The organism is Sphingopyxis yananensis, from assembly GCF_020687785.1.
Lineage (GTDB): Bacteria > Pseudomonadota > Alphaproteobacteria > Sphingomonadales > Sphingomonadaceae > Sphingopyxis > Sphingopyxis yananensis.
This window is the reverse complement of the sequence record NZ_JAJEWI010000005.1, coordinates 895,196-913,454: the sequence shown is the minus strand read 5'-3', so window position 1 is coordinate 913,454 and position 18,259 is coordinate 895,196. Positions and strand designations below refer to the sequence as shown.

Here is an 18,259-nt window from a genome sequence, read left to right as displayed (position 1 = left end):
TGATTCACTGCATGTGGATAAAATCGAAAGAAGGGATAAACATGCTGACCAAATTTAAAGGCGCGACCATCGCCGCTCTCTCTGTCGCGATCTTCGCGGCTCCTGCCCATGCCGGAATGTCAGCAGCGACGCCCGCCACAACCCTTGCCGCTCCCACAAAAATCAGCGTGTCGACCAATCAAGATGCGCAATTTGATCGCCAGCGCGACCGCGAACGCCGCTATGCGCGCGACCAACGCGTGAACAACAACACCCGCATATGGCGCGGCAATGATGGTCGCTATCGCTGCAAAAAAGACAATGGCACCACGGGCCTGTTGATCGGCGGCGCCGTTGGCGGCTTGGCTGGTAACACCATTGCTGGAAACGGCGACAAATTGCTCGGCACCGTGATTGGCGCTGGTGCTGGCGCCTTGTTGGGCCGCGAAATTGACCGCGATAAATATCGCTGCCGCTAAAAAGCTAACCATCCTGCTGCGGGCATCCCCCCCCGCCCGCGCAATTTTCAAGGATGGCAGGGCGTTGACACTTCGGTGTCAACGCCCTTTCCTTTTGAAAATCGGTTGTCGCACATGATGCGCTGGGCCGATATCCCTTGCATACCAAAGGCCCACTAAATCAGAAAGTTCGCCCTATGTTTTCCGGACCTTTTCTTGTGACATCCCGCCTCATCTTGCGCCCCCCTATTGCCCAAGACTTTGACGCCTTCGCCGCGATGCGGGCCGACGCCGACACCATGTCCTTTTTGGGCGGGGCGGTGCCGCGTTCCGTGGCATGGCGACAATTCACCAGCCAAGTCGGCGCATGGCAGATATCCGGCTACTCTCTCTTTTCAATCATCGAACGCAGCAGCGGCGCCTGGCTTGGTCAAGTCGGCCCTTGGGGGCCCGACGGTTGGCCCCAACCCGAAATCGCGTACAGCTTACGTCCCGAATTTGCGGGCCAAGGCTTTGCCTATGAAGCCGCCGTGGCCGCCATCGATTTTGCCGTCGATATTTTAAAATGGGACAAAATCGCCCATACTATCCACCCCGACAATGCCGCCTCCATCGCACTGGCACAGCGATTGGGCGCGACCAACCACGGCCCCACACAGCTTCCCGCGCCAGTCCAAGACAGCCGTGTCGACCTGTGGATGCAAAGCGCCCAGCAATGGAAACAACGCCAAGCCGTTCAGCCCGGCCAGAAAAAATCATAAAAAAAAGGCCCCGACATCGGGGCCTTTTATCATCGGACAGGGCCAGACTAAATCTTGTCGCCCAATGCGCCTTTCACGGCGCCAGCGGCCTTTTGCGCCTCGCCTTTGGCTTCTTGGGCAATGCCCTTGGCTTGAAGCTCTTGATTATCGGTCGCCTTACCTATGGCCTGCTTTGCATTACCAGCGGCTTCATTGGCATAACCTTTGGCTTTGTCTGTCAGTTCACCCATCGGGACCTCCTGAAATTGGCTGAAGCAAAATCGCTTCATATCCAATCAACGCAGACCCCAAGGGCACTGTTCCTCGGCTCACCGCAGAAGGGAACGGCTCATCCCATTCCCTAATTTCTTCCATGCTGCGGCCTGCCCAGCCTCAGATCAAACCCGCCAAGGGGCTGGACGGGTCGGCATAACGGCGCTGCGCCATACGCCCCGCCAAATAAGCATCGCGTCCAGCCTCAACAGCCAACTTCATGGCACGCGCCATTAAAATGGGATCCTTGGCCTCGGCGATGGCGGTGTTCATCAGCACGCCTTCACAGCCCAACTCCATCGCCACAGCCGCGTCGCTGGCCGTGCCCACACCGGCATCCACCAACACGGGAACATTGGCCCCTTCGACAATCAAGCGAATGGTCACGCGGTTCTGAATACCCAGCCCCGACCCAATGGGCGCGCCCAGCGGCATGACGGCCACGGCGCCTGCGTCTTCCAATTGCTTGGCGGCAATCGGATCATCGACGCAGTAAACCATCGGCAAAAAGCCTTCTTTGGCCAACACTTCGGTTGCATAGAGCGTCTCGCGCATATTGGGGTATAGCGTCTTTGCTTCGCCCAACACCTCCAGCTTAACCAAATCCCAACCGCCCGCCTCGCGCGCCAGACGCAGCGTGCGAATGGCGTCATCGGCGTTAAAACAGCCCGCCGTATTGGGCAGATAGGTAATTTTCTTGGGGTCGATATAATCGGTCAGCATCGGCGCGCTGGGGTCCGACACATTGACCCGCCGCACCGCCACCGTGACGATTTCCGCCCCAGACGCCGCGACCGCCGCCGCATTTTGTTCAAAATCCTTGTATTTTCCGGTGCCCACAATCAGGCGCGACGAAAAAGTCCGTCCCGCAACGCTCCATTGGTCGGTCAACAGCCGCCTCCTACAAAATGCACAATTTCCAACACATCATTTTCGGCCAAGGCGACGTCGCCCAAGATCGAACGCGGCACAATGTCGCGGTTGCGTTCCACAGCGACTTTTTTCACATCCAAACCCAAGGATGCCACCAGATCAGCGATACTGCCCCCGCGCACTTGGCGAGGTTCGCCATTTAATATAATCGAAATCACGGCTCCGCCTTTATTTGAAGCTGACTTTTCCTTTTTCCGCTTCGCTCATATAGGGACATCAGCAACCACCGCAACCGAAAGGCCCTATCTTGTCCGACCAGCCGGTTATCTTCATTTTATCAGGCCCCAATCTCAACCTGCTTGGCACGCGTGAACCGGATATTTATGGCCATGACACATTGGACGATATTCACCAGCGCCTGGAAATTCAGGCGGAAAAACTGGGTGTCCGCGTTGATTGCCGCCAATCCAACCATGAAGGTGTGCTGATCGATTGGCTGCACGAGGCGCATTTTGCGGGGGCCAAGGCGGTGCTGCTGAACGCGGGTGGCTATACGCACACATCGGTCGCGCTGCATGACGCGATAAAATCTATTTCCGTCCCCGTGATCGAAGTACATTTATCCGACCCAATGAAAAGAGAGGCCTTTCGTCATACCAGCTATATCGGTATGGCAGCGGCTCAGCATTTCGCCGGCCATGGGGCGGGCAGTTACACACTGGCGCTGGACGCTGCCGTCCGTCTCTGACAAAGAGAGCGCCATAAACAATAAGATCAGGTGCATAAAGCACCGCAAAAAGGACTATATCTCATGGCTGATCATAAAGATCATGGCATTAATATCGATCCCGCATTTGTTCGCGCCCTCGCGGAACTGTTGGACGATACACATTTGACCGAAATCGAAGTCGAAGATGGCGACCGCAAAATCCGCGTGGCCCGCACCGTCACGGCGGCGGCTGCCCCCGTTTATGCGCCTGCCCCGCTGGCGGCAGCCCCTGTAGCAGCCGCCCCGGCTGCGGCCGCCCCAGCCGCCCCAGCCGCCCCAGCCGCCGACGCTTTTGCCAATGCGGTGAAATCGCCCATGGTTGGCACGGTTTACCTGTCGCCTGAACCCAGCGCGCCTGTTTTTGCCGCTGTCGGCAGCACGGTTAAGGCTGGTGACACGATTTTGATCGTCGAAGCGATGAAGGTGATGAACCCCATCACCGCCCCAACATCGGGCACGTTGACCGCCGTTCATGTCGAAAACAGCCAGCCGGTCGAATATGACCAACCGCTGTTCACCATCGCCTAATCACAGCTTTGGGAATTTGGGCATGACCATCGAAAAACTGCTAATCGCCAATCGCGGCGAAATCGCTTTGCGTATTCACCGCGCCTGTCAGGAAATGGGCATCAAAACGGTGGCCGTTCACTCGACAGCAGACGCAGATGCTATGCATGTGCGTTTGGCCGATGAAGCGGTTTGCATTGGCCCGCCGTCCGCCAAGGACAGCTATCTGAACATCCCCGCCATCATTTCGGCCGCAGAGGTCACCAATGCGAACGCCATCCACCCTGGCTATGGCTTTCTGTCGGAAAATGCTCGCTTTGCGGAAATCACCGAAGCGCATGGCATTTGCTTTGTCGGACCCAAGCCGGAACATATCCGTACTATGGGCGACAAGGTCGAAGCCAAGCGCACGGCGGTAGCCTTGGGCCTGCCCGTTGTTCCCGGTTCCACCGGCGCCGTAACTTACAGCGAAGAAGCCATCCGCGTCGCCGAAGAAATCGGCTATCCGGTGCTGGTCAAGGCGGCATCGGGCGGCGGTGGTCGCGGCATGAAGGTGGTGCCGGACGCCGAAAGCCTCGAATCGCTGATGGGCCAAGCCAGCAGCGAAGCGGCGGCGGCCTTTGGCGATCCCACCGTTTACATGGAAAAATATCTGGGCAACCCACGCCACATCGAATTTCAGATATTTGGCGATGGCAAGGGTAACGCCATCCATTTGGGCGAACGCGACTGTTCTTTGCAGCGCCGTCACCAAAAGGTGTTGGAAGAAGCCCCCTCGCCCGTTATTTCGGCCGACGAACGCGCCCGCATGGGTGGCATCTGCGCCGACGCTATGGCGAAAATGCACTATCGCGGTGCTGGCACCATCGAATTTCTGTGGGAAAATGGTGAATTTTACTTCATCGAAATGAACACCCGTATTCAGGTGGAACATCCCGTCACGGAAATGATCACCGGTTTCGACTTGGTCCGCGAACAAATTCGCATCGCTGGCGGCGCAGGCCTGTCGGTTCGCCAAGATGAACTGGAATTTCGCGGTCACTCGATGGAATGCCGCATCAACGCCGAAGACCCGCGCACGTTCATGCCATCGCCCGGCAAGATCAACCTGTATCACCCCGCTGGCGGCATGCATGTTCGGGTCGATAGCGGGCTATATGCGGGCTATTCCATTCCGCCTTATTATGACAGCATGATCGGCAAGCTGATCGTTTACGGTCGCACCCGTGAAAGCTGCATGATGCGGATGCGCCGCGCGCTCGAAGAAATGGTGGTCAGCGGCGTCAAAACCAATATCCCACTGCATCAAGCCTTGTTGGCCCAGCCCGATGTCATCAACGGCGACTATACGATTAAGTGGCTCGAAGAATGGCTGGCACAAAGCGAAGAAGCTTGAATCAGATGAACATTTGTTCATCTTGATTTGGCGTTAAAATTATTGGTCCGCTTCTTTCAAAGGGGGGGAAGATTGTCTATGACCTTGGTCATGACTTCTTCCCCCCCTTTCTCCATTCGTGCCGTTTCGGCGGCGGCTCTGTCCTTTGCATTGCTGGCCGCACCCGCCAGCGCGCAAAGCAATGTCAAGGAAGACAGCGTTGTCCTGCAACCGGACCGCGTGACAGACGACGCACCAACTATGGTCAATGAGGCTGAACAAGCCCTGCCGGATTGGAGCAAAGCCAACGCCCGCGCTCTGCTGGCGTTCATTCAGGATGTGGGCAAAGAAGGTCTATTCACCAAAGATTACAGCCCCGCCACTTTGCAAGCCGCCATTGATGGCAACGACCAACATTTGCTGAACCAAGTTGCAACCGACGCTTATTTGCTGCTGGCCACCCATTTGCGCGATGGCCGCACCCCCAATGCGGCGCGCCGCCAATGGTTTATGACCGACAAGGACGCCGAAAATCTGCCCTTGCTGCCCATGCTCCGCGACGCCCTGACGGCGGGCAATTTGCCTGCGACCCTAGCCCGCTTCAATCCAGCCCATGCCGACTTTGCCGTGCTGCGCGCTGCCCTGCCCAAGGCCAAGACCAAGGCCGATGCCGACGCAATCCGCGTGAATATGGAACGCTGGCGCTGGATGCCCCAACAATTGGGCAGCCGTTATGTCGTCAGCAACGTCCCCGAATATCTGACGCGGGTTATTCACGAAGATACGCTGATCGCCACCCACAAGGCGGTGGTCGGCAAACCCGCCACGGCAACGCCGCAGCTTAACCCATTGGCCACCGGCATTATCGTCAATCCCGATTGGAAATTGCCGCGCAGCATCGTCAACGAAGGCATTGGCCACACCATTGCCACCAACCCCGCCCGCGCCCGCGCCCAAGGCTATACATGGACGGGCAGCGGCAAAAATCTGTGGGTCACGCAAAAGCCTGGCCCCAATAATGCGCTGGGTGTGATGAAGATGGAAATGCTCAACGAACATGCCATCTATTTGCACGACACCCCCTCCAAGGGCGCGTTCAACGCCGCCGAACGCGCCTTCAGCCACGGCTGTATCCGTACCGAACGGGCGCTGCATTTCTCGGGCCTGATGTCCATTTTATTCGCTGGCAAAACAGCCGAAGAATTTGGCGCCGCCATCGCCAGCGGCGAAACCACGCGCTTTCGTTTCGAAGAACCCTTCCCTGTTTATGTCGCTTATTGGACCGTCGTTCCCGACGGCAAGGGCGGCGTGAAAAAGCTGAACGACCTATACGATCGCGACGCCCCCGTGGTCGCCAGCTTCGCCAAGGATGGCCGCAAGGCCGCGACCGTCTTGACCGCCACCGCCCCTGCGGCCCCCGCAACCTCGGCCACCCCAGCGGCATCCACGTCGGCCAAGCCAGCAGCCAAGCCCGCGGCACCAGCAGCAGCGGCCCCCTCGGCACCCGCCGCGCCTGAAAAGGCCGCTGACAAGCCCAAGGTCACCGCCCCCACGGTCAGCGGTATTTATTGATTCGCCAGCCCCGTTTCGGCGCATAAAAAATCCCCGCTTGGACTGTTCCAAAGCGGGGATTTTTTATACCCATAACATCGGTGACATGCGCTATTTTGGCCGTATCAATCGGCCTTCACAGGCAAATGTTGCTGGGCGGTCGCCCTAATCAGATTTTCCGTCCCTGGCACTGGCGGCGCAAAATTGCTGGCGGGCGTTTGGGTCAAACGGTCGGCAAATAGCAACCGCCCCGGCCCCAATTTATACAAGATCATCGGCAACAAAGCCTCGCCGAATACAAAGCAACCTTCACTGCGGCCCAGCTTGCCTTGCGTTTGGATGAGCTGGGGTTCGGCATACCATGCGCCATGCACCACAATGGCGCGCACATCGGCATTATTATTGTCCGGCTCCAAACCTTGCAGCCGCATCGACGACCCGTTCGCGCCCCAATAATAATCGCTGGTACGATAGGCCCCGCGTGATGTCGCCAGCGACCCAACGCGGTTGGAAAAGCTTTTTAACCATCCATCATGCTGGGGGTCCGAACCGCGCCCATGGGTGACGGGATATAAATCCACCTTGCCCGCCACCATATCCACCAACGCAAAACGCGGGCGCGATGATGCCAAGCCAAAATCAACCACGCCAACACGGTCGCTCTGCCCAATACGCGTGCCCTGAATGGCCAATTGGCGGCGCGCCACGGCCAGATAATCAACGGGCGCTGGCGGTGTCCATGTTGGCGGCAAAGGCGCGGCATTCCCACCAAATCCGCCCGTGCCGGACAGCGGAAATTGCGCCTTGGCGGGGCCAGCAGCGGCGACACCCATCAGGCCAGCCAAGCCCCCCAACATCATTCGACGGTCCATCATATTCGTCACAAATTCATCCCATTGGCCCGCCCAGCGGTGCAACCCACATGATCTTCACCCACTTATAGGGCGATGCAAAGCCTATTTTTCAAGGCCCATCCATCGCCCTGCGGGCATATGTGCGAGAATCGCCATGAACAGTTGGAAAAAGCTTAACGCCCGTGCAACCATCTGCAACCAACGGAAACCAGCCGTCCGAACGGCACTCAGGCCCGTGGGTGGGCGTTGCGATACACATCCATCAAATGGGCCGCATCAACGCCCGTATACACCTGTGTCGACGCTAGGCTGGCATGGCCCAGCAATTCTTGCAAACTGCGCAAATCCGCGCCGCCCGCCAGTAAATGCGTCGCAAAGCTGTGCCGCAGCGCATGGGGCGTGGTGCGTTCCGGCAGGCCCAAGCTGCGCCGCGCCGAGCGCACATTGGCCCGCACCACGGCAGGCGACAACACCGCCCCCCGCGCGCCCAAAAACAGTGGATGATCGGCGCTAATATCATAAGGGCAAGCATCCACATAAGCCTGCACCGCCGCCGCCACTTGCGGCAGAATCGGCACGATGCGCATTTTGCTGCGCTTGCCCGTCACTCGCAATCTCTCGCCCAGCGGCAAAACATCGCCGCGCAGCGCCAGCGCCTCGCCAATGCGCAGGCCCGCCCCATAAAGCAGCAGCAGCAACGCAAAATCCCGCGCCCCCATCCAATTTTGGGTGGCGGTGGACGCCATATTTTGCGCCAAATCCATCGCCTGTTCCGGCGCAATGGGGCGCGGCAATCCGCGCTTCACACGGGGTCCGCGCAGTTGCGGCACCGCTTTGTTGCTGCCCCCCACAAAGGCCAGAAAATTGCGCAGCGCGCTTAATTCCCGCGCGGCTGACGCGTTGCCAATGCCATCGCCGGCGCGCCGCACCGCCAAATAAGACCGCAGGTCATTCGCCCCCAGTCCGCGCAGCAAATCCTCGTCCACCGCGCGGCCATGATGCTCCATCAAAAATCCGCAAAACCGCTCCGCCGTCGCACCATAAGCGCGCAGCGTATGCTCCGACCGGCGCTTTTCATTGTCCAGATGGTCCATCCATGCGGTGATAATCTGCTGCACCCGTCTGCCTCCGCTTGTTGCTTCAGATTATTCAGTCAACACCAATTCGGAAAGCAAGGAATCGAGCAGCAATATCCCATCATCCGTCACGGTCAAACGGTCACCCAAATGCGTCACCAACCCCTGACGCGCCAACCGTGCGGCGGCGGCGGCGTCAAAAAAGGCATCACGCGCCAAGCCACTGCGCATCTCCACCCGTGCCAAATCCAGCCCCTCGGTCAGCCGCAGGCCCATCAGCATGGCTTCGGTGGCGCGTTCATGCGGCGGCAAATCCTGTTCCACCTTCAAGCCATGCCCGTTGCGCTCCACCGCGCTAATGAAATTCTCTGGCTTTTTATGCCGCTCCGTCGCTTGGCTCAGCCTGCGCCCATGCGCCCCCGGCCCGACACCGGCATAATCGCCATAGCGCCAATAGGTCAGATTATGGCGGCTTTCTTGGCCAACACGCGCATGATTGCTCACCTCATAGCGGGGCAGGCCAGCCGCCGCTGTCATCGCCTGTGTCACATCAAACAGGTCTGCCGCGCTATCGCCATCGGGAATCACCAAATCGCCTTTGGCCGCCAAGGTCGCAAAGCGTGTGCCCGCCTCGATGGTCAATTGATACAGCGACAAATGCCCTGTGCCAAAAGCCAGCGCCTCGCGGAGTTCCACTTCCCACGCCGCCATCGTCTGATCCGGCCGTGCATATATCAGGTCAAAGCTCACCCGCGCAAAATGCTCCTGCGCTGCGGCAATCGCCCGCCGCGCCTCTTCTCCCGAATGCGCCCGCCCCAAAAATTGCAACACACGCGCGTCAAAGCTTTGCACACCAATGGAAATGCGGTTCACCCCCGCATCCGCCAAGACAGGAAAATTCGCCACTTCAATGCTGTTCGGATTGGCTTCCAGCGTGATTTCGCAATCATCGGTGAGCCCCCACCACCGATCGGCCTCGGCAATCACCGCCGCTACGGTGGCGGGCGGCATCAAGCTTGGCGTGCCGCCACCAAAAAAAATGCTACTTATTCGGCGGTCAGGCAGCAATTCCGCCTCATGCGCCAAATCCTTCAACAATGCGCCCCGCCAAATTTCTTGGTCCACGCTGCCGCGCACATGGCTGTTGAAATCGCAATAGGGGCATTTGGAAACGCAAAAGGGCCAATGGACATAAAGGGCAATATTTTCGGGCATCCCCGCCCTCTAGCCGCTTTTCGCCCCATCAGCAAAAGCGAAAGGCGGAAACATCATCGCTCCCGCCTTTCCTTCTATCAAAATGCGCCTGCAACCAATTTAGCAAAGGCATCGGCGCGGTGGCTGACTTGATGTTTTTCCGCAGGGTCAATTTCCGCAAAGGTCCGATCATAACCCTTGGCCACAAACATTGGGTCATAGCCAAAGCCCAAGTCCCCACGCGGCGGCCATGTCAAATCGCCGTCCACTATGCCTTCAAACACCGCTTCCTCGCCGTCCGGCCACGCAATGGCCAGCGTGCAAACAAAACGGGCGCTACGGTCGACATCTGGTCCTTGCTCGGCCAGCAGTCCTTCAACCTTGCCCATCGCCATATACCAATCGCGGCCCTTTTCGCCCTCAAACCATTGGCGCTCCGCCCAATCCGCCGTGTAGACGCCAGGGCGGCCACCAAGGGCCAAGACTTCCAAACCGCTGTCATCGGCCAAAGCGGGCAAATTAGTCCCCTTTGCGCTGGCATGGGCTTTCAGCAGCGCATTTTCGCGGAATGTCGTTCCGGTTTCCTCGGGTTCCGGCAAGCCAAGCTCTCCGGCCGAAACAGGTTCGATACCAAAGGGTGCCAGCAAGGCGCGGATTTCCCGCACCTTGCCCTGATTATGGCTGGCAATCACCAGCTTACCGGCAGAGAGCTTGCGCATGATTATCCTGCCACCGCTTTGTTTTGCGCGGCAAAAATTTCGCCGCAACCAATACGGGCCAAGCGCAGCAGGCGCAGCAAGCCTTCTTCGTCATAGGTTGCGCCTTCTGCCGATGCTTGCACTTCGACAATCTGACCCTTGCCGGTCAGCACGAAATTACCGTCGGCTTCCGCCACGCTATCTTCGTCATAATCCAAGTCCAGCACCGCCGTGCCCTTATAATTGCCGCACGAAATGGCCGCGACCTGATCTTCAATCGGGTCCACCTTCAACGCGCCCGATGCCAGCAATTTGTTCACCGCCAAACGCAGCGCCACCCAAGCGCCGGAAATCGAGGCTGTGCGCGTGCCGCCATCGGCCTGAATCACATCGCAATCGATCACAATCTGGCGTTCGCCCAGCTTTTCCATATTCACCACAGCGCGCAGCGAGCGGCCGATCAGACGCTGGATTTCCTGTGTGCGGCCCGATTGCTTGCCCTTGGCCGCTTCACGGCTGCCGCGCGTGTGCGTGGCGCGTGGCAACATGCCATATTCCGCGGTCACCCAGCCCGAACCCTTGCCGCGCAAAAATGGCGGTACTTTTTCTTCGATGCTGGCGGTCACCAACACCTTGGTATTGCCGAAAGAAACCAGCACGCTGCCTTCGGCGTGGATGGTGAAATTCGTCTCGATGCTGATCGGACGCATTTGGTCGGGCGAGCGGCCTGAGGGACGCATAAATTTCCTTTCGATAATGAATTGCCCCCGCCTTTAGGACGCAGACCCGCTTGGCTCAATGCCCCACGCTCGCTTTCCCGCCTCTTTCTGCGGAAATTCTCGTGCATCGGGATGCGGGGTTCTTGCCCTTCTGGCCAGCATCCCTATTTTATCATCATGTTGACGCCGCCCTTCACCGAATTGACGACGCGCGCCCGCGATGTATTTCGTATGGTGGTCGACAGCTATTTGGAAACCGGACAACCGGTTGGATCGCGAACCTTATCCAAATTTTCGGCGCTCAACCTTTCGCCCGCCTCGATTCGCAATGTGATGCAAGATCTCGAGGAACTGGGCCTGCTCGCCAGTCCGCACACCAGTGCGGGCCGCTTGCCGACCGAACAAGGCCTACGCCTGTTCGTCGACGGCATGATGCAAGTGGCCGAAACCAGCGCCAATGACCGCGCCCAAATCGAAGCAAGCATCACAGACGCTGGTCCCATTGAAAGCGCGCTGGCACAAGCCACCGCCGCGCTATCTGGCCTGTCGGCCTGTGCGGGCTTGGTCTTGGTGCCCAAATCCGAACGCACATTGCGCCAGATTTCCTTTGTGCCCATGACGCAAAACCAAGCCCTTGCCGTCTTGGTCGCGGGCGATGGCACAGTGGAAAACCGCATCATCGACCTGCCGCACGGCATTGGCGCATCAACCTTGGTCGAGGCTGGAAATTACATCACCGCCATGATGGCGGGCATGACGTTGGCCGAGGCGCAAAGCCGCCTGCAACGCGAAATGGACCAAGAAAAACTGGCCATTGACCAAGCCGCCGCCCATTTGGTCGCCAAAGGTCTGGCGATTTGGTCCACCGATGGGGCGGATCGCCCCGTCTTGATCGTGCGCGGCCAAGCCAATTTGCTGGACGATAGCATGGCGGGCGATCTGGACCGTGTGCGACAATTGCTGGATGAATTGGAAAATAAACAAGATATTGTCGGCCTGCTGAACAACGCCCGCGAAGGCAGCGCCGCACGCATTTTTATCGGATCGGAAAACAAGCTCTTCTCGCTATCCGGTTCGTCCGTTATCGCCGCGCCCTATCATGGTCATGATGGCCGTGTTGTCGGCGTGGTGGGGGTTATTGGCCCCACACGCTTGAACTATGCCCGCATAGTTCCCATGGTGGATTTTACCGCACAATCGCTCTCGAAACTGATACGATAGGGTTATGACAGAAAACACAAATGAAACGCCGATCGAAAACGGCGAAGCCATCGACCAAGCCACGCAAACTCCCGCAGCGGAGGGTGAGAATGTGAACGCCGAAGCGGCGTTGCAGGAACAAATTGCGACGCTTCAACAAGACCTGTTATACGCCAAAGCGGAAACCCAAAATGTTCGCCGCCGTGCGGAAAAAGAAGTGTCGGACGCGCACGCCTATGCCGCCACCAAATTTGCGCGCGACATTTTGTCGGTTGCCGACAATTTGGGCCGTGCCTTGGGCGCACTCAGCGACGAACAGCGCGCCGACGAAGCGTTCAAGCCTTTTGTCACCGGCCTAGAGGCGACCGAGCGCGAATTACTAAGCGTGTTTGAACGCCATGGCATCACCCGCATCGCGTCCATCGACCTGCCGCTGGACCCAAACCAGCACCAAGCCATGGTCGAAATCCCCAGCGACAAAGAACCCGGCACCATCGTTCAGGAAATGATGGCAGGCTATATGATGAAAGACCGTCTGCTACGCCCCGCCATGGTCGGCGTCGCGAAAAAAGCAGACTAAACCGCCCCGCCCATCGCCCATCGCCCATCAAGGGTGGGATGGCCCATAAAAAAGCGGCGACCTGATCATCATCAGGCGCCGCTTTTTTCATGCCCAATCGGGCGTCGATATTCGCGATCAGCGCCGCGCTTTCGCCAGCTTCTTCAACAGCATGTCGCGCTTCAGCTTCGACAAATGGTCGATGAACAAAATGCCTTCCAGATGATCATGCTCATGCTGGATACAGGTCGCCATTAACCCCGTCATGCGTTCGCGATGCTTGTCGCCGTTCTCATCCTGCCAATCCACCGTCACTTCGGCGGGACGAATGACATCGGCATATTGTTCCGGCACCGACAGACAGCCTTCTTGGTAAATGCTGTCATCTTCCGATTCCTCGGAAAATACCGGATTGATGAATATGCGCGGTTCGCGGATCAGCTTTTTACCGTCGGGGTCTTCAGGATCGGGTTCTTGCAGATCGATCACCAAAATCCGCTTGGCCACGCCTACCTGAATGGCCGCCAGACCAATGCCGGGGGCGTCATACATGGTTTCAAACATGTCGGCGATCAGCTGCTTCAGCTCATCGTCAAATGTTTCGACGGGCTCGGAAATGACGCGCAGACGCGGATCCGGCGTTTCAATAATAGGAAGAATGGCCATGGGGGCGAGTTATGGCGTGCACCGTCAATGTCAAGGGGCCGTACGTCCCAATCCGCCGTTTTGGGCAATATTCGCGCCATTTTATCGGGCCGCCCTTGGCGCATCCCCGTCACTCATATCGGCGGCCACGCCTTAGCGGGCCTCTGCGTCGCAATGGGCCATGTCCAAATCACCGGTGCGCAGATTAAATGTTCCTGCGGCGCGGCGCACTATTCTATCGCCATCGCTGGCCGCCGCGCCGCCACGCGGTGGGCTCGTCAAGCTGATGCGCTGCTCGCCATCCGACTGCGTGTGCAACAATTCAAAACCCAAAATATGGCGCAAATGCCCGCTGGCGCGCGGTGATCGATCTTCCTTGGCCGCCTTTTCCACTTCATCGCCAAAATATTTGGCGTGATAATAATAGCTGCGGTGCCAATCGACCAATTCCCCAATACAAGGCTCCGCCTGCAAAGCGGCATCGGCGCGGTCCATTTCCAACTCGCTGGGCCGCGCTTCGCGCACCCCGCATCCCGCCAACACCAGCCCTATCGCGGATAGCAGCAGGCAACCCCATTTCCCGAAATGCCGCATCAAGCCACTGGCCTACGGGCGCGCAAAGCCTGCGCCAAAGTGCCGTCATCCAAATAATCCAGCTCGCCGCCCACCGGCAAACCATGGGCCAATTGCGTCAGGCGAATGGGGAAATTCTCCAACCGTTCCGCCAGATAATGGGCGGTCGTCTGCCCCTCCAGCGTGGCGTTCATTGCCAACACCACTTCATCCACGCCGCCATCCGCCACGCGAACGATCAGCGCGTCGATATTCAAATCTTGCGGCCTGACCCCCTCCAGCGCCGACAATCGTCCACCCAGCACATGATAACGTCCGGGAAATAGGCGCGACCGATCCAGCGCCCACAGGTCCGATACTTCTTCGACCACACAAATCGACCGCGCATCCCGCCGCGCATCGGTGCAGATGCCGCATGGGTCGCGTGTATCGACATTGCCGCACTTCCCACAAGTGACCAGATGGTCCGACACATTTTGCAGCGCCGCCAATAAGGGGACAAAGGCGCTTTCGCGTTTTTTCATCAAATGCAGCACGGCGCGGCGCGCCGAACGCGGGCCCAGGCCTGGCAAACGCGCCAATTGCTGGACCAATGCTTCAATTTCCGTCGATGCCATGCCTGCTGTTTGGCGCGGCTTTGGTGTCCATGCAAGCCTGTTGGCGGCAAACGGCCCTTGCGAAGCGGGCAAAGCTTCTGCAAAGCCAGCCTATGCGCATATCTTTCATGGGAACGCCGCCATTTGCGGTACCGACTTTGGCCGCGCTTCATGCTGCGGGTCACGACATAGTGGCGGTCTACAGCCAGCCGCCCCGCCCCGCCCAGCGCGGCAAGAAATTGCAAAAAAGCGCGGTGCATTTATGGGCAGAGGACCATGGCCTAGAGGTCCGCACCCCCAAAAGCCTGAAATCGGCCGACGAACAAGCCGCCTTTGCCGCCTTGGATTTGGATGTCGCGATTGTCGCGGCCTATGGTCTGATTTTGCCCTCCGCCATTTTGGATGCGCCTCGCCACGGCTGCCTCAACGTCCACGGCTCCATCCTGCCCCGCTGGCGCGGCGCGGCCCCCGTCCAGCGCGCAATCTTGGCGGGCGACATGGAAACTGGCGTCACCATCATGCAAATGGATGTTGGTCTGGACACGGGCGATATGCGCTTTATCGAACGCACCCCCATCGCCCGTAAAAGCGCCGGCGAATTAACCGACGAACTGGCCGATATGGGCGCACGCATGATGGTGCGCGTCCTCAGCGACCTTCACGCCTTCCAACCCGAACCACAACCCGACGACGGCGTCACCTATGCGTCAAAAATCGAAAAGAGCGAGGCCCGCCTCGATTTTCTGACCAGCGCGGTTCAGGTGGAACGGCAAATTCGCGCCTTCAACCCCATGCCCGGGGCCTTTTTCGAATATGACGGCGAACGCTATAAATTGCTGAACGCCGATATTCTGTCCCCTGCCCAAAGCATGATCGGGGCCAGCCCCGCCACCACCGTGGACGATGCCTTAACCATCGCCTGCAACCCCGGTGCCATTCGCGCTACGCGCGTGCAGCGCCAAGGCAAGCCCGCGATGGACGCCGCCGACCTGCTGCGTGGCCGCCCGATCAAGGCGGGCACCAAACTGGCTTAGCACTTTCCTTCTGCCTGCGCCCTTTGCTGCCCCGCTCGACTTTTCAGGCCGAAAGCGGCAAAGGGCGCAGATGACCCGATTTGCCCTTACCATTGAATTTGATGGCCGCCCTTATATGGGCTGGCAGCGCCAAAAACACGGCCCCAGCGTTCAACAAGCCCTTGAAGAAGCCATCCAGCGCATCACGGGGCAGGACTGCATTGTCATGGGCGCGGGCCGCACCGATGCGGGCGTCCACGCCGTCGCCATGCGCGCGCATGTCGATATTGAAAAACCCCTGCCCGCCTTTCGCTTTATGGAGGCGATTAACGCCCAGCTTCGCCCTGCCCCCATTGCGGTGCTGGCCTGCGAAGAAGTGGCCCCCGAATGGCACGCCCGCTTTTCCTGCATCGGCCGTTCCTATGAATATCGCATCATCAACCGCCGCGCGCCGCTGACATGGGACAAGGGGCTATGCTGGCAATATCCCAAAGCCTTGGACACGGACGCCATGCACGACGCCGCCCAATTGCTGATCGGCCTCCATGATTTCACCACCTTTCGCTCGGCCCATTGCCAAGCCGAAAGCCCCGTCAAAACGCTGGATAAGTTGGACGTCAGCCGCCACGGCCAAGATATTATCATCGAAACAGCGGCGCGCAGCTTCCTGCATCATCAGGTGCGCTCGATGGTCGGCTGTTTGGTGCTGGTCGGTGTGGGCCGCTGGACCAAAGATGATCTGCAAGGCGCCCTGCAAGCCGCCGACCGCGCCGCTTTGGGCCTCAACGCGCCGCCGGACGGACTGTTTTTCGTCAACGCCCTTTATCCCGCCTAGGTCTTGACCCTAAATCACGCTTCATAAAAAAGGGCGGCCCATATCGGACCGCCCTTTTGCATTTCAACGGATCATTTGGCCCATCACAGGACCAAAGCGCGATTATACGACCGCATTTTCCGCATAATATTTCGGCGCATGTTCGTTCAAAATTTGCAGAATTTTCAACTGAGCCGATTTTTCGTCCGTCTCTTCCATCGCGCCCAATTCGCGGGCCAAACGGCTGGATGCCGCTTCAAAGATTTGGCGTTCGGAATAGCTTTGCTCTGGCTGGTCATCAGCACGGAACAAGTCGCGGGTCACTTCGGCAATCGATACAAGATCGCCCGAATTGATCTTTGCTTCATATTCTTGCGCACGGCGCGCCCACATGGTGCGCTTCACCTTGGGCTTGGTGGTCAACACCTGCAACGCTTCCTTCAGCGTCTTGTCCGAAGACAATTTGCGCATACCAACGCCTTCGGCTTTGTTGGTAGGAACGCGCAGGGTCATTTTTTCCTTTTCGAAACGCAGAACATAAAGTTCCAACTGCATTCCGGCGATTTCCGACTTTTGCAACTCAATAACACGGCCTACGCCATGCTTTGGATAAACGACATAGTCCCCCACTTCAAAAAGCAGCGTGCTAGCGGACATGCATGTTCCTTTCTTAACCCTTGTCCATCCTATCCAGCGCAGAAAAACGCGACCCCTTCAAATGCAGGATCACGATTTTGAAATTGGCGCTAGCCTTTTATAAGGACAAGTGAATTGGCTCCATCGGAACGCCTGCCAATATGCCGCATGACCCAAGCCAGCGACCAAATAGCAAACGTGTTGACCGTGTTTATAGCAGAGTCGCCACAAAATTGCCACCCCCGCCCCAAATGGCCGCTCCTCCGCTTGACGATATCCCCACGCCAACGCACCATCTGCGCATAATAGGAATGGGAGAATGATGTGAAGAAACCCGTCTGGTGGATCACCGGCGCATCGTCCGGCATTGGCGCGGCCTTGGCACAAGCTTTGGCGGCGCGGGGGGCTGATGTCATTTTATCGGGCCGCAATGTGCAGGCCCTCAATGAATTGGCTTATAGCTTGGCAGGCGACGCCTTGGTCCTCCCCTTCGAAGCTACCGACTATGCCGCCCTGCCCGCCATCACCCAGCGCGCCTTGGATTGGAAAGGCCGCATCGAAGGTCTCGTCAATAATGCTGGCATTTCCCAGCGCAGTCTGGCCATTGAAACGGATTTTTCCGTCTATGAAAATATCATTGGGGTCGATCTGCTAGCCCCCATCGCGCTAACGCAGCAAGTCTTGCCCCATATGGTGCAAGCCGGATCTGGCCAGATCATCGCTATCTCTAGTGTTGCGGGCATTGCAGGCGTCCCGCTGCGCAGCGCCTATTGCGCCGCCAAACATGGGCTCATCGGTTATCACGACAGTGTCCGCGCGGAAAATGAGCATTTGGGCGTCAAAATCTTGGTCGTCGCGCCGGGCAGCGTGCGCACCAATGTCAGCCGCAACGCGCTGACCGCCGACGGCAGCAAGCGCGGGGAAAGCGACCAAGCCATTGAAAATGGTATGGCACCCAGCATGGCCGCCGACGCCATATTGGCGGCGATGGACCAAGGCACGCGGGAATTGATTTTGGCGACCGGCGCGGAACAAGCCATTGCCCAATTGCGCCGCAGCGACCCCGAAGCCTTGTTCGACCAAGTCAACGCCACGGTGCGGGGCGGCTATGCCGCAAAAATGAACGTGGCACGCGGCTAGGCCGCCCTGCCGGCCCC

At 58.4% G+C, this 18,259-nt stretch carries 23 protein-coding genes; 11 read left to right on the top strand and 12 right to left on the bottom strand.

Features of this window, described 5'->3' with window-relative positions; all coding sequences use genetic code 11:
- The first annotated feature begins 41 nt into the window (after window positions 1-41).
- Window positions 42-458, top strand: a complete 417-nt coding sequence (locus tag LKO31_RS06830; RefSeq protein ID WP_227689483.1) for a glycine zipper 2TM domain-containing protein — start codon at window positions 42-44, stop codon at window positions 456-458.
- A gap of 197 nt (window positions 459-655) precedes the next feature.
- Window positions 656-1,198, top strand: a complete 543-nt coding sequence (locus LKO31_RS06825) for a GNAT family N-acetyltransferase (RefSeq protein WP_227689482.1) — start codon at window positions 656-658, stop codon at window positions 1,196-1,198.
- 47 nt (window positions 1,199-1,245) lie between these two features.
- On the opposite strand, the gene LKO31_RS06820 is transcribed toward LKO31_RS06825, so the two are convergent.
- The 3 genes from LKO31_RS06820 to thiS form a co-directional block, all read right to left on the bottom strand.
- Window positions 1,246-1,428, bottom strand: coding sequence for a CsbD family protein (locus tag LKO31_RS06820; RefSeq protein ID WP_227689481.1), 183 nt, complete (start codon window positions 1,426-1,428; stop codon window positions 1,246-1,248).
- Between the two features lie 142 nt (window positions 1,429-1,570).
- A complete protein-coding gene (locus tag LKO31_RS06815; protein ID WP_227689480.1) occupies window positions 1,571-2,341 on the bottom strand; it encodes a thiazole synthase in 771 nt (256 codons plus the stop codon).
- Window positions 2,338-2,541, bottom strand: coding sequence for a sulfur carrier protein ThiS (thiS, locus tag LKO31_RS06810; protein ID WP_227689479.1), 204 nt, complete (start codon window positions 2,539-2,541; stop codon window positions 2,338-2,340). Before thiS ends, LKO31_RS06815 begins: the two co-directional genes overlap by 4 nt.
- 89 nt (window positions 2,542-2,630) lie before the next feature.
- Between thiS and LKO31_RS06805 the strand changes: the two genes are divergently transcribed.
- The 4 genes from LKO31_RS06805 (at window position 2,631) to LKO31_RS06790 (ending at window position 6,546) form a co-directional block, all read left to right on the top strand.
- Window positions 2,631-3,071, top strand: coding sequence for a type II 3-dehydroquinate dehydratase (locus LKO31_RS06805; protein ID WP_227689478.1), 441 nt, complete (start codon window positions 2,631-2,633; stop codon window positions 3,069-3,071).
- A gap of 63 nt (window positions 3,072-3,134) precedes the next feature.
- Window positions 3,135-3,620 carry an acetyl-CoA carboxylase biotin carboxyl carrier protein gene (accB, locus tag LKO31_RS06800; RefSeq protein ID WP_227689477.1) on the top strand — a complete coding sequence of 162 codons (486 nt, stop codon included), beginning with the start codon at window positions 3,135-3,137 and terminating at the stop codon, window positions 3,618-3,620.
- A 22-nt stretch (window positions 3,621-3,642) separates the two neighbouring features.
- Window positions 3,643-4,995: an acetyl-CoA carboxylase biotin carboxylase subunit gene (gene accC, locus LKO31_RS06795; protein ID WP_227689476.1), complete on the top strand. Its 1,353-nt coding sequence runs from the start codon at window positions 3,643-3,645 to the stop codon at window positions 4,993-4,995.
- Between the two features lie 90 nt (window positions 4,996-5,085).
- A complete protein-coding gene (locus LKO31_RS06790) occupies window positions 5,086-6,546 on the top strand; it encodes a L,D-transpeptidase family protein (RefSeq protein ID WP_227689475.1) in 1,461 nt (486 codons plus the stop codon).
- 104 nt (window positions 6,547-6,650) lie between these two features.
- On the opposite strand, the gene LKO31_RS06785 is transcribed toward LKO31_RS06790, so the two are convergent.
- From LKO31_RS06785 to rph, 5 genes are all read right to left on the bottom strand, one after another.
- Window positions 6,651-7,385: a murein L,D-transpeptidase catalytic domain family protein gene (locus tag LKO31_RS06785; protein WP_227689474.1), complete on the bottom strand. Its 735-nt coding sequence runs from the start codon at window positions 7,383-7,385 to the stop codon at window positions 6,651-6,653.
- A 221-nt stretch (window positions 7,386-7,606) separates the two neighbouring features.
- Window positions 7,607-8,473 carry a tyrosine-type recombinase/integrase gene (locus tag LKO31_RS06780; RefSeq protein ID WP_227689613.1) on the bottom strand — a complete coding sequence of 289 codons (867 nt, stop codon included), beginning with the start codon at window positions 8,471-8,473 and terminating at the stop codon, window positions 7,607-7,609.
- Between the two features lie 51 nt (window positions 8,474-8,524).
- Window positions 8,525-9,670, bottom strand: a complete 1,146-nt coding sequence (gene hemW, locus LKO31_RS06775) for a radical SAM family heme chaperone HemW (RefSeq protein ID WP_227689473.1) — start codon at window positions 9,668-9,670, stop codon at window positions 8,525-8,527.
- Between the two features lie 77 nt (window positions 9,671-9,747).
- Window positions 9,748-10,368: an RdgB/HAM1 family non-canonical purine NTP pyrophosphatase gene (rdgB, locus tag LKO31_RS06770; RefSeq protein WP_227689472.1), complete on the bottom strand. Its 621-nt coding sequence runs from the start codon at window positions 10,366-10,368 to the stop codon at window positions 9,748-9,750.
- Window positions 10,369-10,370: 2 nt separating this feature from the next.
- A complete protein-coding gene (gene rph, locus LKO31_RS06765) occupies window positions 10,371-11,087 on the bottom strand; it encodes a ribonuclease PH (RefSeq protein ID WP_227689471.1) in 717 nt (238 codons plus the stop codon).
- Window positions 11,088-11,243: 156 nt separating this feature from the next.
- On the opposite strand from rph, the gene hrcA reads away from it, so the two are divergent.
- Complete coding sequence (gene hrcA, locus LKO31_RS06760) at window positions 11,244-12,287, top strand: heat-inducible transcriptional repressor HrcA (protein ID WP_227689470.1); 1,044 nt, start codon at window positions 11,244-11,246, stop codon at window positions 12,285-12,287.
- A gap of 4 nt (window positions 12,288-12,291) precedes the next feature.
- Complete coding sequence (locus tag LKO31_RS06755; RefSeq protein WP_227689469.1) at window positions 12,292-12,846, top strand: nucleotide exchange factor GrpE; 555 nt, start codon at window positions 12,292-12,294, stop codon at window positions 12,844-12,846.
- Between the two features lie 117 nt (window positions 12,847-12,963).
- Here the strand turns inward: LKO31_RS06755 and def are convergent, their stop codons facing one another.
- The 3 genes from def to recR all read right to left on the bottom strand — a co-directional run bounded on the left by def (window position 12,964) and on the right by recR (window position 14,660).
- A complete protein-coding gene (gene def, locus LKO31_RS06750) occupies window positions 12,964-13,491 on the bottom strand; it encodes a peptide deformylase (protein WP_227689468.1) in 528 nt (175 codons plus the stop codon).
- A gap of 132 nt (window positions 13,492-13,623) precedes the next feature.
- Complete coding sequence (locus LKO31_RS06745) at window positions 13,624-14,067, bottom strand: hypothetical protein (RefSeq protein ID WP_227689467.1); 444 nt, start codon at window positions 14,065-14,067, stop codon at window positions 13,624-13,626.
- Window positions 14,064-14,660, bottom strand: a complete 597-nt coding sequence (recR, locus tag LKO31_RS06740; RefSeq protein ID WP_227689466.1) for a recombination mediator RecR — start codon at window positions 14,658-14,660, stop codon at window positions 14,064-14,066. Before recR ends, LKO31_RS06745 begins: the two co-directional genes overlap by 4 nt.
- Before the next feature lie 92 nt (window positions 14,661-14,752).
- On the opposite strand from recR, the gene fmt reads away from it, so the two are divergent.
- Window positions 14,753-15,673 (top strand): methionyl-tRNA formyltransferase, encoded by a 921-nt coding sequence (gene fmt / locus LKO31_RS06735; protein ID WP_227689465.1) that lies wholly within the window; start codon window positions 14,753-14,755, stop codon window positions 15,671-15,673.
- Between the two features lie 70 nt (window positions 15,674-15,743).
- Window positions 15,744-16,487, top strand: coding sequence for a tRNA pseudouridine(38-40) synthase TruA (gene truA / locus LKO31_RS06730; RefSeq protein ID WP_227689464.1), 744 nt, complete (start codon window positions 15,744-15,746; stop codon window positions 16,485-16,487).
- A 102-nt stretch (window positions 16,488-16,589) separates the two neighbouring features.
- On the opposite strand, the gene LKO31_RS06725 is transcribed toward truA, so the two are convergent.
- Window positions 16,590-17,123, bottom strand: a complete 534-nt coding sequence (locus LKO31_RS06725) for a CarD family transcriptional regulator (protein WP_227689463.1) — start codon at window positions 17,121-17,123, stop codon at window positions 16,590-16,592.
- Window positions 17,124-17,426: 303 nt separating this feature from the next.
- Here LKO31_RS06725 and LKO31_RS06720 point away from each other — a divergent pair, with 303 nt between their 5' ends.
- Window positions 17,427-18,242 carry an SDR family NAD(P)-dependent oxidoreductase gene (locus tag LKO31_RS06720; RefSeq protein WP_227689462.1) on the top strand — a complete coding sequence of 272 codons (816 nt, stop codon included), beginning with the start codon at window positions 17,427-17,429 and terminating at the stop codon, window positions 18,240-18,242.
- The last annotated feature ends 17 nt before the right edge of the window (window positions 18,243-18,259 follow it).